The organism is Streptosporangium sp. NPDC002721 (genome assembly GCF_042888905.1).
In the GTDB taxonomy this organism is placed as follows: domain Bacteria; phylum Actinomycetota; class Actinomycetes; order Streptosporangiales; family Streptosporangiaceae; genus Streptosporangium.
Genome location: NZ_JBIAQI010000011.1, coordinates 226,691 through 239,568 on the forward strand (window position 1 = coordinate 226,691; position 12,878 = coordinate 239,568).

The 12,878-nt window shown below is 69.7% G+C and carries 15 protein-coding genes; 7 read left to right on the plus strand and 8 right to left on the minus strand.

Annotated elements, in window-relative coordinates; all coding sequences use genetic code 11:
• The first annotated feature begins 5 nt into the window (after positions 1-5).
• The gene (locus ACFYWM_RS17865; RefSeq protein WP_389915781.1) at positions 6-992 is read left to right on the plus strand and encodes a pirin family protein; all 987 of its coding nucleotides are present in this window, start codon (positions 6-8) and stop codon (positions 990-992) included.
• A 119-nt stretch (positions 993-1,111) separates the two neighbouring features.
• On the opposite strand, the gene ACFYWM_RS17870 is transcribed toward ACFYWM_RS17865, so the two are convergent.
• The 7 genes from ACFYWM_RS17870 to ngcE all read right to left on the minus strand — a co-directional run bounded on the left by ACFYWM_RS17870 (position 1,112) and on the right by ngcE (position 7,299).
• Positions 1,112-1,684 (minus strand): superoxide dismutase, encoded by a 573-nt coding sequence (locus ACFYWM_RS17870; protein WP_389915784.1) that lies wholly within the window; start codon positions 1,682-1,684, stop codon positions 1,112-1,114.
• A 195-nt stretch (positions 1,685-1,879) separates the two neighbouring features.
• A complete protein-coding gene (locus tag ACFYWM_RS17875; protein ID WP_389915787.1) occupies positions 1,880-3,013 on the minus strand; it encodes a 1-aminocyclopropane-1-carboxylate deaminase/D-cysteine desulfhydrase in 1,134 nt (377 codons plus the stop codon).
• 18 nt (positions 3,014-3,031) lie between these two features.
• Positions 3,032-3,322, minus strand: a complete 291-nt coding sequence (locus ACFYWM_RS17880) for a 4a-hydroxytetrahydrobiopterin dehydratase (protein WP_389915789.1) — start codon at positions 3,320-3,322, stop codon at positions 3,032-3,034.
• Positions 3,309-3,911, minus strand: a complete 603-nt coding sequence (locus tag ACFYWM_RS17885; RefSeq protein WP_389915792.1) for a hypothetical protein — start codon at positions 3,909-3,911, stop codon at positions 3,309-3,311. The genes ACFYWM_RS17880 and ACFYWM_RS17885 overlap by 14 nt, the downstream gene beginning before the upstream one ends.
• A gap of 107 nt (positions 3,912-4,018) precedes the next feature.
• Positions 4,019-4,924: a carbohydrate ABC transporter permease gene (locus ACFYWM_RS17890; RefSeq protein WP_389915795.1), complete on the minus strand. Its 906-nt coding sequence runs from the start codon at positions 4,922-4,924 to the stop codon at positions 4,019-4,021.
• Positions 4,924-5,835 carry a carbohydrate ABC transporter permease gene (locus tag ACFYWM_RS17895; RefSeq protein ID WP_389915798.1) on the minus strand — a complete coding sequence of 304 codons (912 nt, stop codon included), beginning with the start codon at positions 5,833-5,835 and terminating at the stop codon, positions 4,924-4,926. Before ACFYWM_RS17895 ends, ACFYWM_RS17890 begins: the two co-directional genes overlap by 1 nt.
• A 6-nt stretch (positions 5,836-5,841) precedes the next feature.
• A complete protein-coding gene (ngcE, locus tag ACFYWM_RS17900; protein WP_389915802.1) occupies positions 5,842-7,299 on the minus strand; it encodes an N-acetylglucosamine/diacetylchitobiose ABC transporter substrate-binding protein in 1,458 nt (485 codons plus the stop codon).
• 332 nt (positions 7,300-7,631) lie between these two features.
• Between ngcE and ACFYWM_RS17905 the strand changes: the two genes are divergently transcribed.
• From ACFYWM_RS17905 to ACFYWM_RS17930, 6 genes are all read left to right on the plus strand, one after another.
• On the plus strand, positions 7,632-8,297 hold the full coding sequence (locus tag ACFYWM_RS17905; RefSeq protein ID WP_389915805.1) for a class II aldolase/adducin family protein: 666 nt from the start codon (positions 7,632-7,634) through the stop codon (positions 8,295-8,297).
• 63 nt (positions 8,298-8,360) lie between these two features.
• Positions 8,361-9,581: a DUF4032 domain-containing protein gene (locus tag ACFYWM_RS17910; RefSeq protein WP_389915808.1), complete on the plus strand. Its 1,221-nt coding sequence runs from the start codon at positions 8,361-8,363 to the stop codon at positions 9,579-9,581.
• 144 nt (positions 9,582-9,725) lie between these two features.
• Entirely contained in the window at positions 9,726-10,106 is a 381-nt protein-coding gene (locus ACFYWM_RS17915; RefSeq protein WP_389915811.1) for a roadblock/LC7 domain-containing protein, read from the plus strand.
• Positions 10,107-10,109: 3 nt separating this feature from the next.
• Complete coding sequence (locus tag ACFYWM_RS17920; RefSeq protein WP_389915813.1) at positions 10,110-11,009, plus strand: hypothetical protein; 900 nt, start codon at positions 10,110-10,112, stop codon at positions 11,007-11,009.
• Between the two features lie 70 nt (positions 11,010-11,079).
• The gene (locus tag ACFYWM_RS17925) at positions 11,080-11,466 is read left to right on the plus strand and encodes a roadblock/LC7 domain-containing protein (RefSeq protein WP_389916036.1); all 387 of its coding nucleotides are present in this window, start codon (positions 11,080-11,082) and stop codon (positions 11,464-11,466) included.
• Positions 11,467-11,478: 12 nt separating this feature from the next.
• The gene (locus ACFYWM_RS17930) at positions 11,479-11,850 is read left to right on the plus strand and encodes a hypothetical protein (RefSeq protein ID WP_389915815.1); all 372 of its coding nucleotides are present in this window, start codon (positions 11,479-11,481) and stop codon (positions 11,848-11,850) included.
• A gap of 67 nt (positions 11,851-11,917) precedes the next feature.
• Here the strand turns inward: ACFYWM_RS17930 and ACFYWM_RS17935 are convergent, their stop codons facing one another.
• Entirely contained in the window at positions 11,918-12,778 is an 861-nt protein-coding gene (locus ACFYWM_RS17935; RefSeq protein WP_389915818.1) for an alpha/beta fold hydrolase, read from the minus strand.
• Between the last annotated feature and the right edge of the window lie 100 nt (positions 12,779-12,878).

The following is a 12,878-nucleotide window of genomic DNA, read 5'->3' on the forward strand; positions in this document are numbered from 1 at the left end:
GCAAGATGCCCGCCGTGACCGTAGAGAACCCGCTGACCCTGCCCCGCCTGCCGCAGCCGCTGACCACGACCCGCGAGCGCCAGGTGCTGGCCGTCACCACCGCGCCGAGCGGATTCGAGGGAGAGGGCTTCCCGGTCCGCAAGGCACTCGCGACGATCAAGTCCCAGTATCTGGACCCGTTCATCATGATGGACCAGATGGGCGAGGTCGACTACGCGCCGGGCGAGCCCAAGGGCACCCCCTGGCACCCGCACCGGGGCTTCGAGACCGTCACCTACATGATCGACGGCGTGATGGACCACGCCGACTCGCACGGCGGCGGTGGCACGATCTCCGACGGCGACACCCAGTGGATGACGGCCGGTGGCGGCATCCTGCACAAGGAGGCGCCCCCGGAGTGGCTGGTCCAGAAGGGGGGCCTGTTCCACGGGATCCAGCTCTGGGTCAACCTGCCGGGCAGCGAGAAGATGGTCGCGCCGAAGTATCAGGACATCGGCAGGACCAACGTCGTCCTGCTCAGCAGCCACGACGGCGGAGCGCTGGTGCGTCTCATCGCGGGCGAGGTCGGCGAGTTCACCGGCCCCGGCTCCACCCGGACGCCGATCACCCTGCTGCACGCATCCCTCAGCCCCGGCTCCCGGCTGACGCTCCCCTGGCGCAAGGACTTCAACGCGCTCGCGTACGTCCTGTCGGGACGCGGCACCGTCGGCGGCGACCGGCAGCCGATCGAGTCGGGCCAGCTGGCCGTCTTCGACGGTTTCGGCAGCCTTCCCGGGCTGGGCACCGACGGCGAGACCATCACGCTCTCGGCGGCCGGAACCCAGGAGAGCCGCAGCCCCAACCTGGAGGTCATCGTGCTCGGCGGCCGTCCGATCGGCGAGCCGGTCGCGCACTACGGGCCGTTCGTGATGAACACCCAGGCGGAGCTGGCGAAGGCGTTCGAGGACTACCAGGCCGGTCGTCTCGGCACCATCCCCGCCGGCCACGCCTGACCGCGGAACACGCGGCCCCGCACCGGAATCCGGTGCGGGGCCGCTGTCCTGCGCGAGGCTCGGCACCCGGCGCCCGGGGTCCGGTACGAGGGGCCACTGCCGTGGCCGGCGTTCGGTGGCTAGCGTTCGGTGAGGGTGACGCAGGCGACGCGGGGACCGGCCGTGCCCGCCTCGGCGCCGGAGGTGCGGGTGGGCTTGGCGTGGATCACGAGCGACCTGGGCAGCCGTCCGGGGACGAGCGCCCAGTCCTGGGTGGTGGTGGCGATGGCGTCGCCCCGGACGTCGGTGGTGAAGTCGAGCCAGACCTCGTTCTCGGCGCTCGCCCGGGTGTGGGAGTGCTGGTAGTGCGGCCCGGAGTCCTCCGGTTTGAAACCGCACGGATTGACGTGCAGGTGCGCCCCGTACGTGCGGCTGTGGAGCATGCCCTTGACGATGACCGTGGCGGTGGCGAGCACCGCCCCCGACTCCACGGTGACCTGCGCCGAGGCCCCGGAGGGCACCAGCGCGGTGTCGTAGACGATGGCGGAGGCGCGGGGCGCGGGGCGGGTGAACGTGCCACCCCCGGCGAGGCGGATCCCCTCGACGCTCGGACCCGCGCTGGGGCTGTGCCCGGCCGGATGGGGCGCGGCGACCTGCTCGCCGCAACCCGCGCAGAGCAGGACGACGGCGGCGAGAACTCCCAGAATGCGCATCCAAGATCTCCTTGACCGGGCCGGAGAAGAGCAGCGCTCACCATATCGAGTGATCATATGACCACGCTCGGTATTGACCGCTCCCGGCCACGCCGCCTCGAAGATCCGTGACAGGAGACCGGACGGCGTCCGTATCTCGTACGGAAAAGCCGGAAGTACCTCCGGGAACGGGAACGACCGCCCCCGCCCGAGCCGTCACGACGTGGCCGCCTCCATCGGGCCCGTCACGACGGCGACGACCGTGGTGCCGCCGGGAAAGGCTCCGCGTTCCGCCAGGGTGAAGAGGCCCCACATCATCTTCGCCACGTAGATCCGTTCGAGCGACATCCCGTGCCGGTGGGCGAAGTCGTCGGCGAACGCGTCCAGTTCGGGGGCGCGCCTGGCGTAGCCCCCCGCGTGGAAGTCGTGGTCGATCGTCCAGTTGGCCGACACCCGGCCGTAGGTGGCCGTCTGGAGCCTGGCGACGTCGTCGGCCAGGAACCGCGCTCCCCGCAGGACGGAGAAGCCCAGGGCCCGCCGCCCGGCGGCCAGCCCGGCTGCGATGCCCGCGAGCGTGCCCCCGGTGCCGACGGGGCAGCACACGACGTCGAACGGCACGTCGATCTCCCCGGGGAGCTCGGCGCAGCCCCGGACGGCCCACTCGTTGCTGCCGCCCTCGGGCAGCAGGTAGAACCGGCCGAACTCCCGGTGGAGCGTCTCGACGACGGGCGCGGTGTCCTTGGCGCGGTAGGTGGTGCGGTCCATGTAGACCAGCCGCATCCCCGAGCGCGCGGCGAAGGCCAGGACGTCGTTGAGCGGCAGGTGTTCCTCGCCCCTGACGACGCCGACGGTCCGGAACCCGAAGCGGGCCCCGGCCGCGGCGACGGCCCGCACGTGGTTGGAGTACGCGCCGCCGAAGGTCAGCAGGGTCTCGTGGCCCAGCTCGGCGGCCCGCGCCAGGTTGTACCTGAGCTTGCGCCACTTGTTGCCCGGCAGGAGGGGGTGGATCAGGTCGTCACGCTTGAGGAGCACGCGCACGCCCGCGCGGGCGAGCCTGGGGTCGTCGAGCTCCACCAGGGGCGAGGACGGCGCACGGTCGAGCCCGGCGAGGGACGGAAGCGGTGTCCGACCGAACTTCGCGACGAGCGAGGGCGATGTCCGGTCGAGCTCCACCAGGGGCGAGGACGGCGCACGGTCGAGCCCGGCGAGGGACGGAAGCGGTGTCCGACCGAACTCCGCGACGAGCGAGGGCGATGTCCGGTCGGACTCCACGAGGGGCGAGGACGGCGCACGGTCGAGTTCCGCGCCGCACAGGGACGGTGTCCGAGGCCCGTGGCCCGGGTCGGTCATGATCGGCCGAGGAGCGGTTCAGGCGTTGGCCGAGGCTATCTCGTCGATGCGCGCGGCCAGGGTGAAGTCGAGTTCCGTCAGGCCACCCGCGCTGTGCGTGCTGAGCGCCAGGTGGAGGGTGCGCCAGCGGATGTCGATGTCGGGGTGGTGGTCGAGCTTCTCGGCCTCGACCGCGATCTCGTCCACGATGCGGATCGCGGTGGGGAAGTCGGTGGCGTCGATCGTGCGGCGGATCTCGTCGCCCTCGCGCCGCCACTCGGGCAGGCCGGTCAGCCGGTCGTCCACCGAGGAGTCGTCAAGCAGGTTCATCCTCCCAGGAGATCACGTCTCCGGCGAGGACGCCAAGCCTGGGCAGGCTTCCGGCGCGCCGGGCCATGGCCATGATGCCCTGGGCCATGGAGGTGGCGTGGCCGGCCCGCCCGAGGAGGGGCTCAAGCTCGGGGAGCAGGCCGGGCAGCCGGGCGAGGCTCCACTCGTGCCAGCCCGACAGGCGGGTGCCGCCGCTGTCGGGGTCCTCGGCGCGGTAGGCGGCCAGGATCGGGCACTCCCGGTGGATGCGCAGCAGCCATCCCTCGATGTCGGCGTTGAGCGCGGCGATCCGGGAGGGGGCGGCGTACAGCCAGCCGTCGTCGCCGATGCGGTCGGACTCGCCCGCGGCGACCGGGTAGGAGCGGACCACCGTGCCGTGCAGGAACAGGCCGCTGGCCACCATCAGCTGGCGCCCCTCGCACCAGTCGAGCGCCCCGCGCAGGGGCACCGGGACGGTGTCGACGATGACCGCGCGCTGGGAGGTGCTGGGCTGCCGGGCGAAGCGTACGTGCACCTCGGCCCACATGTAGTAGCTCGCCTCCCCCGCCCCGAAGAAGGGGAAGGGGAAGTCCTGGTCGGGGTGGGCCATGTGTCGGGTTCTCCGTGGGGAGGGGACAGGAGTCGTTACGAATATGAACGACTCCCGACGGCACTCCCGGGATTACTCGCCGGAACTCGAATTTTGACCGGATCCGGTCATTTGACGGCGCCGGAGGTGAGGCCCGACTGGATCTGGCGCTGGAAGATGATGTAGATGATCATGACGGGGATGATGGCCATGCTCAGCGCGGCGAACAGGCCCGGCCAGTCGGCCTCGTACCCGGCGCTGGTGGAGATGTTGGCGACACCCTGGGTGATCACCCACTTGCCCTCGACGTTGCCGGTGAGCAGCACGATCGGCAGGAGGTACTGGTTCCACTGGCCCAGGATGTTGAAGATCGTGATGCTGATCAGGCCCGGCTTGGCCATCGGCATCATGACCTGGAAGAACGTCCGGGTGTGCGAGCAGCCGTCCATCATCGCCGCCTCGGCCACCGAGGTGGGCAGCGTCTTGAAGAACGCCGACAGGAAGAAGACGGTGAACGGCAGCGAGTAGGCGATGTAGACCAGGATCAGGCCGAGGTGGGTGTCGAGCAGGCCGAGGTTCTTCACCACGAAGAACAGCGGGACCAGCGCGAGGAAGACCGGGAAGGTCATGCCCGACACGAACAGGAAGTAGATCGCCCTGTTGCCGGGGAAGGTGTAGCGCGCCAGCACGTACGCGGCCATCGAGCCCAGGAGCATGGTGCCGGCCGTGCTGCACGCCACCACGAAGACGGTGTTCAGCATGTACTGGCCGACGTGGGCCTTCTCCCAGGCCCGCCCCCAGGCGTCCCAGCCGAAGGAGGCCGGGAGGGTGATGGCGTCCCCGAAGATCTCGGTGTTGGTCTTGAAGGAGGACAGGAACGTCCAGAGGATCGGGCCGATGATCAGGATCGCCCAGACCAGCAGCGCGACGTGGGACAGCGCGCCGAAGATCCCGAGCGGGTTCCTCGCGCGGCGCCTGGCGGACGCGGGGGCGGAGGGGCGGGAGGCGGGCTCGCGCGCCGGGTCCGTGGCCATCAGAACTCGATCCTCTCGCGCCGGGTCACGCGCAGGGTGAGGGCGGCGAACGTGATGGTCATGAAGAACAGCGCCACGCCCATCGCGGACGCGTAGCCGAACTTGGAGAAGCTGAACGCCGTGCGCCAGATCTCCAGCGGCAGCACCGTCGTGGAGTTGTCGGGCCCGCCGCGGTCGACCGAGAGGACCTGGACCAGGGCGAAGGCGTCGAAGGCGGCGATGCCGAGATAGACCCAGGCGACCTGCATGGTGTCCCACAGCAGCGGGATCGTGATCTTGAAGAACAGGGTGAACCGGCCCGCGCCGTCCAGCGCGGCGGCCTCGAACACGTCCTTGGGGATGGAGGACATGCCGGCCGAGAACAGGACCACGTAGAAGCCGACGGCCTGCCAGATCATCACCGCGATGATCGACAGCAGCGCGATGTTCGGGTCGATGAGCCAGCCGACCGGCTCGATGCCGATCTTGCCGAGCAGGCCGTTGATCACGCCGGTGCCGTCCGGGCGGTAGATCGCCTGGAAGAGCACGCCGACGATGGCCACGGCCAGGACCTGGGGCAGGAAGAAGATCACACGATAGACCTTCGAGCCCCAGATCCCGGTCATCTGGCCGCCCCGCTGCCCGCCGCTCAGGTTGAGCAGGAAGGAGAAGAACAGCGCGATCGCGATCGTGACCAGCGGCATGACAAGTAGCAGAACACCGTGGTGGCGCACCGCGGCCCAGAAGACCTCGTCGTCAAGGAGCCTGGTGAAGTTCTCCAGGCCGATGAACTGAGGGTTCGCCGAGATGCCCTTCCAGTTGGTCATCGAGATGTAGAAAGCCTGTATGTACGGGCTGATCACGAAGACCACATAGAGAAGGACCGGCGCGGCCAGAAAGCCGACGATGAACGGATACTTGCCCTGCCGCATCGGGAGCTACACCGTCCGGTTCTGCTTGGTGATGGACGAGTCGGACTTGGTCTTGTCGGCGGCCTTCTGCATCTTCTCGCAGAACTCGTCGGCGGAGATGCGGCCGAACATGAGCGCGTTGGTCTGCTTGCGCAGCTCGGTCTCGAACTCCTTGTACCAGTTCTCGAAGCTGCTGAAGGTGACGATGTTCTGGCCGGCGGCGGTCTGCGCGGCGCTGAGGCTCGCGTTGCCGGGCGACAGCTCCAGGCCGTCGGCGGCACCGGTCACGACGGTGATGTTGCCCGACTTCTCGGTGAAGCCGCGCGCGCCCTCCTTGGAGAGCATGATGCGCAGGTACTCCAGGCCGCCCTTGGGGTTCTTGGCCTTGGCGGGGACGATGTAGGCCTCGCCGGCGGCGGCGCGGATGGCCTCGAACGGCAGCTTGTCGGCGGCGGTGACGCTGGGGGTGGGCGTCAGCGCGTACTTGAAGGTCTCGGGGGTCTGGGCCTTCTGCTCGTTCTCCAGCCAGGAGCCCGAGGGGTAGAGCGCGACCTTGCCCTGGTTCTGGCGGAGCTGCACCTCGGTGTGGATCAGGCCCTCGAAGGACTTGTCCATGTACTTGGCGATCTCGGCCCAGGCGGCGGCGGACTGCTTCATGGCGTCGCGCTGCCAGACACCGTCGACGAGGTTGTCGACGTCGACCAGGATCTGGTTGCCCTCGATCTTCGCGGCGGAGATGAGGATCATCCAGTACGCGTAGTAGGCGGCGTTCTTGCCCGCGTACGCGAAGGGGGTGATCCCGGCGGCCTTGGCCTTCTCGGCGAAGGTCTTGAACTCCTCGAAGGTCTTCGGCGGGGTCCAGCCGTTCTTCTCGAACAGCGCGGAGTCGTACCAGAGGCCGTACGCGGAGAAGACGTAGTTCATCAGGTAGGGCTTGCCGCTGATGAGGCCCGACTCGACGGTGCCCGGCGCGACCATGTCGCGCACCTTCTTGCTCGGGTCGTCGATCGAGGGGGCGTCCCACAGCTCGGTGAGCTCCAGGAGCTGACCCTCCTGCTGCAGGGCGCCGTTGTCCATCAGGTCGGTGCCGGAGTTGGCGATCATGTCGGGGACGTCGCCGCCGGCGAAGCGCGGCTGCAGGGTCTGCGCGATCTGCTGGGTGGCGACGTGCTTGACCTGGGCCTGCGGGAACGCCTTCTTGTACAGCGGCTCGTGGACCTCGGTCGCGTAGCTGTCGCCCAGGCCGCCCTTGAAGATGACGACCTCAAGGGGGGCGTCGGCGGCGACGCCGAACGGGTTCTTCGCGGAGACCGCGCCGCCCGCGGAGGGGGCCGCGGAGGCCGGGGCCGCGGGGGCCGCGCCGCCGCCGGTGGCGCAGGCGGTGAGCAGCCCGGCGCCGGGCCCGGCGATCAGGGCGGTCATGCCGATCCGGCGGAGCATCTGCCGCCGGGTGATATCTCCGGGCGTACCGGCCAGGTTGGACATGTAACCCTCCATGAACGGGGGATCAATTAGGAAAGTTTCCTAAACGTTTGCCCGAAGGTACGTACCGCCGGAGTCCACCGTCAAGAGCTCGTAGCCGGTCTAGACCGAGCCGTGATGTCCTCGCGACATATCCGGTAGAAACCAAACGCCAGGGAAGTGCAATCCAATGACAGAACGGCACACAGTAGCCGATATTTCCCGGCAAACCGTTGACGTGCGGTCGATGGGAAGGTAAAGGAACCATGCCTCCCGGTCATCGAGGGGCAACAACCGGTCTAGACCAGATAATGGGGGTTTGCCGCCCGGCACCGCAACCCCCTACTTTTGGGAACATGTTGCTGGCCGAGCAGCGCCGACTGCTGTGTGAGTACGGCCACCGGGCCGCCACGACCGGGCTGGTCGTCGGGACCGCGGGAAACCTCAGCGTGCGCGCGGGCGACCTGGTCGCCGTGACGCCCAGCGGGGTCTCCCTCGACCGGCTGGAGCCCGAGGCCTGCCCGGTCGTCGACATCGAGGGACATCTCGTCGAGGGCGACCTGCGGCCGTCCTCGGAGACCCCCATGCATCTGGCGGTCTATACGGCCACCGGCGCGGGCGCCGTGGTGCACACCCACTCCGTGTTCGGGACCGTGGTCGCCACGACCATGACCGAGCTGCCGCCGATCCACTACAACGTCCTGCTGCTCGGCGGGACCGTCAGGGTCGCCGAGTACGCCACCTACGGCACCCCCGAGCTCGCCGCCTCCGTCAGGGACGCCCTCAAGGACAGGCGGGCCGCGCTGCTGGCCAACCACGGCGGGGTCACGATAGGCAACGACCTGGACGGGGCCTTCGAGGCGACCCGGCTGCTGGAGTGGCTCTGCGAGGTCTACGTACGGGCCAGGAGTGTCGGCGAGCCCCGCGTGCTCACCGAGGAGCAGCTCGCCGCGGTGGTCCGGCGCGCCTTCGACCCGCCCACCTTCCCCCGCCGCCCCGGCCGCCCCCTCCGCGAGGACTGACCACGGCACGACCACCCGCTCGACCGGCGTACCGCCGGACTTCCCGTCGCGAGGACTGACCGCATGCCCCTGCAGCTCACCGGCGCCCCGAGCGATCCGGACCTCATCCGCCTGCCCTGGGACGTCCCCCTGGAGAAGTGGCCCGAGCACCGGCTGGTCTCCCTGCCGCGCGGCATCTCCCGGCACGTGGTGCGCTTCGCCCGGCTGTCGGGCAAGGTCTACGCGATCAAGGAGATCAGCGAGTACTACGCCAAGCGCGAGTACCGCCTGCTGTGGGACCTGAGCCGGCTGGACACCCCGTCCGTCGAGCCGGTGGCCGTGGTCACCGGGCGGACCGACGCGGACGGCGAGCCGCTCGACTCGGCGCTGATCACCCAGCACCTGCAGTTCTCCCTGCCCTACCGCGCGGTCATGTCGGGGACCGTCCGGCCGGAGACGCTCAACCGGCTGCTCGACGCCCTGGCCGTGCTGTTCGTGCGGCTGCACCTCAACGGCTTCTACTGGGGCGACTGCTCGCTGTCGAACGTCCTGTTCCGCCGGGACGCGGGCTCCTTCGCCGCCTACCTGGTCGACGCCGAGACCGGCGAGCTGCACCCCATGATCAGCGAGGGCCAGCGGCTGTACGACATCGACGTGGCGCACACCAACATCTTCGGCGAGATGCTCGACCTGGAGGCGGGCGGGCTGCTGCACCCCTCCGTCGACCCCGAGCAGGTGGCCGACTCGGTCGTCCGCCGCTACCACCGCCTCTGGGGCGAGCTCACCTCCGACGACATCATCGACGAGGTCGACTGGCACATGATCGACCAGCGGATCCGCCGGCTGAACTCCCTGGGGTTCGACGTCGCGGAGATGATGGTCCGCCGCAAGGCGGGCACCGGGCGGCTGATCGTCCGGCCCAAGGTCGTGGACGCCGGGCACCATCAGCGCAGGCTGCTGCGGCTGACCGGCCTGGACGTGGAGGAGAACCAGGCCAGGCGCCTCCTCAACGACCTCGACTCCTTCCGCGTGTCGCACGGCCTCCGCCATGAGGACGAGGCGATCGTGGCCCACCGCTGGCTGGCCGAGGTCTTCCAGCCCACGGTGCTGGCCGTGCCCCAGGAGCTGCGGGGCAAGCTGGAGCCCGCCCAGTTCTTCCACGAGGTGCTCGACCACCGCTGGTACATGTCGGAGGCGGCCGGGAACGACGTCGGGCTGCCCGCCGCGGTGAATTCCTATGTGAAGAACATTCTTGTTTTCAAGCCGGACGAAAAGGCACTCATCACCGAGGAACCAACGGGTTGATTTCCACCCGGGGTGTATAACTTCCCACTCGGTTGGTGAATCGTATGCCTTCTCCTATCAAAGCCCTAGTCAGGGAGGTTGGTCCCCGAGCGCTTTCCCTACGCTGACCGGGCGACGCTTGAAGTCGCTGGCGAGGGAGAGCACGTGCTCGGAATCGAAGACTGTCTCACCGAGGTGATGGCCATCCCCGGCGCCCTGGACGCGATCCTCATCGATCAGACCAGCGGGACCGCGGTGGCCACCGGCGGTGCGAGCCGCCATGCCGACGTGGAGAGGTCGGCCGCGGGGCTGAGCGAGACCCTGCGCGCGACGCTGGACGGGCTCGCCCTCACCTCGCCCGGCGGTACGGTCCGGATCAACGACATGATCATCACCACGGACGGCGGCCACCATTTGCTGCGGCCGATGGAAACGCTTTTCGACGGGCCCCTCGTCATCTATGTCAGGCTCGATCTGGAACGCTCGAACCTGGCACTGGCCCGCCACCGCCTCCAGGCCCTTTCCGGCCGCCTGATATCGACGTGAATCATGCCGAGCGTCGAGAACATCCTCAGCGGACTCGCCGGAGACCACGCCACCGGTTCCCTCCGGCTCGGCAGGGCGGGGGCCTTCTACCTCACCGACGGCCGCGTGACCTACGCCGAGAGCGCGGCCGCCCCCCGGCTGGAGGACCTGCTCGGCGCCTGTCGCGGGATATCCGCCCACGCCGTACGGCAGGCCAGGCAGGCCGCGGTCCGCCGGCCCCCGGACCCGCTGACCCCCGGGCCCGCGGGGGGCGAGCAGCTGGTCGCGCAGGGCCTGCTCACCAGGGGGGAGCTGGAGTTCTGCGTGCTGAGCACGGTGCTCGACGCCGCGTACTTCCTGCTGCGGGCCACCGGCCACCGGCCCAGGTTCCGGCGAGGGGAAAGGCACTGGCTCGGACCGCAGTGGTACTTCGACGCGACCGGCCTGCTCCGGGAGTGCGAGCGGAGGAGGGCGCAGTTGGAACAGATCTGGCCGTCCGCGGAGCTGGACACGCTCCCGGTCGTCCCGCTGAGGCGCATCAGCGCCCAGCGGGTGGTGCTGAGCGCGCTTCAGTGGGAGGTGCTGGTCGGCGCCGACTCCACGGCGACCCCGGCCGACCTGGCGCGCAGGCTCGGCCGTCCCGCGTACTCGGTGCTGCTCGCCGTACGGCAGCTCGCCTCGTCCGGGCTGCTCCGCGTCCCGGAGCCCGGTCCGTCCGAGGCTCCCCCGGCCCCCCGGGCGCCGGAACCGGAGCCTGAGCCGGTGCCGGAGCCGCTGCCCAGGCGGACGAGGGGCGCCACGGAGATCCCGGCGGCCGGAACGGGCTCTCCGGAGACGCCGGAGTGGCTTCCCAGGGCGAACGGGGACCCCGCCGACGTCAACCTGCTCATCCGGCTCAGGAACGCATTGGAGGCGATGACTTGAGCGACTTGAGCGACTTGAGCCCGGTCACATGCCGATAAGGCTGCGGACGCTGAAGCTGATCGGAAGGAGGATGCCGGTGGAACTGCGCGAGGAGATACGGCGCGAGATGGCGGCGCTGCGAGAGCGCATACCCGACGTGAACGGGAGCATCGCGTGCAGCGTCGACGGCCTGACGATAGCGAGCGACGTGGAGAGGGACAGCGAGCAGACCGGCGCGCTCTCCTCCGCGGTGCTGGCCCTCAGCCGCCGGATGACGAGCATGGCCGGCAAGGGCACCTTCGAGGAGACGCTGATCTCCGGCACCAACGGCTACGCGGCGTTCTACGCCGCCGGACCCAAGATCGTCCTCACGGTCCTGGCGCGCCCGGGAACCAACCTCGGGCTGCTCCGGCTGGAGGGCCGCAAGACGGCGGCCAGGGTGGCCGCCGTCAGCTCACGCATATCGATACCCCAGTGATCGGAGACAGCAATGGGCAACATGGACATCTCGCTCAAGGAGATGATGACGATCGACGGTGCCATCGGCTCGGTCGTCGTCGACTACAACAGCGGGATGGCGCTCGGCGCGCTCGGCGGGTCCAAGGACCTCGACCTCCAGGTGGCCGCCGCGGGTAACACCGAGGTCGTCAAGGCCAAGCTGAGGACCATGGAGTCGCTCGGCCTCAAGGACGGCATCGAGGACATCCTCATCACGCTCGGTACGCAGTACCACATCATCCGCCCGATCTCGGGCCGGAGCGGCAAAGGCCTGTTCCTCTACCTGGCCCTCGACCGGAGCCGGGCCAACCTCGCGCTCGCGCGGCACGTCCTGCGCGGCATCGAGGAGAAGCTCGAGGTCTGATCTTCCGGTGCGGCCCGTGCCCCGGGAGGCACGGACCGCACCGGAGCCCGTCCTCCTCCCGGTGAGGTCATCGCCCGGAGTCCGCGGAGGTGGTGAGCTCGTCGATCGCGTCGACGAAGGAGGGCCAGAGCTCGGCGGGCAGGTCGTGGCCCATGCCGGGGAAGGTGATCAGCCGGGCACCGGGGATCGCGTCGGCGGTGGCGATCCCGGCGGGCAGGGGAACCAGCGGGTCGTCCTCCCCGTGCAGCACGAGAGCCGGAACCGCGAGCTCCTTGAGCAGGGGCGCGCGGTCGCCGGAGGCCATGATCGCGGTCACCTGCCTGGCCGTGCCCGCCGGGTCGTACGACCGGTCGTAGCCCAGCCCGGCGATCTCGGCGTTCCACTCCCGGTCGAACGGGTAGCCCGGCGAGCCGACGGCCGCGCAGTTGTCGAGGGCCCGCCGGATCGCGCTCTCGCGGTCGGGCGTGAAGGCGGGCAGGAGCACGTCCGGGTCGGTCAGCAGGGCCGCCCGCGGGCTCGGGGTGGACATGATCGAGGTGAGGCTGCGCACCCGGTGCGGGTGGCGGATCGCGAGCGACTGCGCGATCATCCCGCCCATCGAGAGGCCGACCACGTGGGCCGTGTCCCAGCCGAGCGCGTCGAGCAGCCCGGCGGCGTCGTCGGCCATGTCGTCCAGCAGGTAGGGGACCTCCCCGCTCCCGTCCGGGGCGGGCGTCCCCGCCTCGCCCAGGTGGGTGCTCTCGCCGCTGTCGCGGTTGTCGAAACGCACCACGTGGTGCCCGCGGTCCGCGAGCAGGGCGCAGAACCTCTCGTCCCACTGGATCAGCTGGCAGCCGAGGCCGGTGATCAGCAGGAGGGGGCGTGCCCCCGGGGAGCCGAAGGTGTCGTAGGCGATCTCGATGCCGTTCGCCGGGGCCCGCAGGGTCATGGCACTCCTACCGTCCGCTACCGTCCGCGCTGGTTCCGCGGGACAGAATGTCATTCGGGGGAAGGCGCGGCACCGGCGGGGTGGGAGTTCCCGCAGGACA

Bases quoted from the DNA above. Each gene is read 5' to 3' on its own strand.
- ACFYWM_RS17870 (WP_389915784.1), bottom strand. From the start codon at position 1,684: ATGCGCATTCTGGGAGTTCTCGCCGCCGTCGTCCTGCTCTGCGCGGGT.
- ACFYWM_RS17930 (WP_389915815.1), top strand. From the start codon at position 11,479: ATGGGCAACATGGACATCTCGCTCAAGGAGATGATGACGATCGACGGT.
- ACFYWM_RS17880 (WP_389915789.1), bottom strand. From the start codon at position 3,322: ATGAACCTGCTTGACGACTCCTCGGTGGACGACCGGCTGACCGGCCTG.
- ACFYWM_RS17905 (WP_389915805.1), top strand. From the start codon at position 7,632: ATGTTGCTGGCCGAGCAGCGCCGACTGCTGTGTGAGTACGGCCACCGG.
- ACFYWM_RS17920 (WP_389915813.1), top strand. From the start codon at position 10,110: ATGCCGAGCGTCGAGAACATCCTCAGCGGACTCGCCGGAGACCACGCC.
- ACFYWM_RS17885 (WP_389915792.1), bottom strand. From the start codon at position 3,911: ATGGCCCACCCCGACCAGGACTTCCCCTTCCCCTTCTTCGGGGCGGGG.
- ACFYWM_RS17935 (WP_389915818.1), bottom strand. From the start codon at position 12,778: ATGACCCTGCGGGCCCCGGCGAACGGCATCGAGATCGCCTACGACACC.
- ACFYWM_RS17925 (WP_389916036.1), top strand. From the start codon at position 11,080: ATGCCGGTGGAACTGCGCGAGGAGATACGGCGCGAGATGGCGGCGCTG.
- ACFYWM_RS17875 (WP_389915787.1), bottom strand. From the start codon at position 3,013: ATGACCGACCCGGGCCACGGGCCTCGGACACCGTCCCTGTGCGGCGCG.
- ACFYWM_RS17890 (WP_389915795.1), bottom strand. From the start codon at position 4,924: ATGGCCACGGACCCGGCGCGCGAGCCCGCCTCCCGCCCCTCCGCCCCC.
- ACFYWM_RS17865 (WP_389915781.1), top strand. From the start codon at position 6: ATGCCCGCCGTGACCGTAGAGAACCCGCTGACCCTGCCCCGCCTGCCG.
- ngcE (WP_389915802.1), bottom strand. From the start codon at position 7,299: ATGTCCAACCTGGCCGGTACGCCCGGAGATATCACCCGGCGGCAGATG.
- ACFYWM_RS17910 (WP_389915808.1), top strand. From the start codon at position 8,361: ATGCCCCTGCAGCTCACCGGCGCCCCGAGCGATCCGGACCTCATCCGC.
- ACFYWM_RS17895 (WP_389915798.1), bottom strand. From the start codon at position 5,835: ATGCGGCAGGGCAAGTATCCGTTCATCGTCGGCTTTCTGGCCGCGCCG.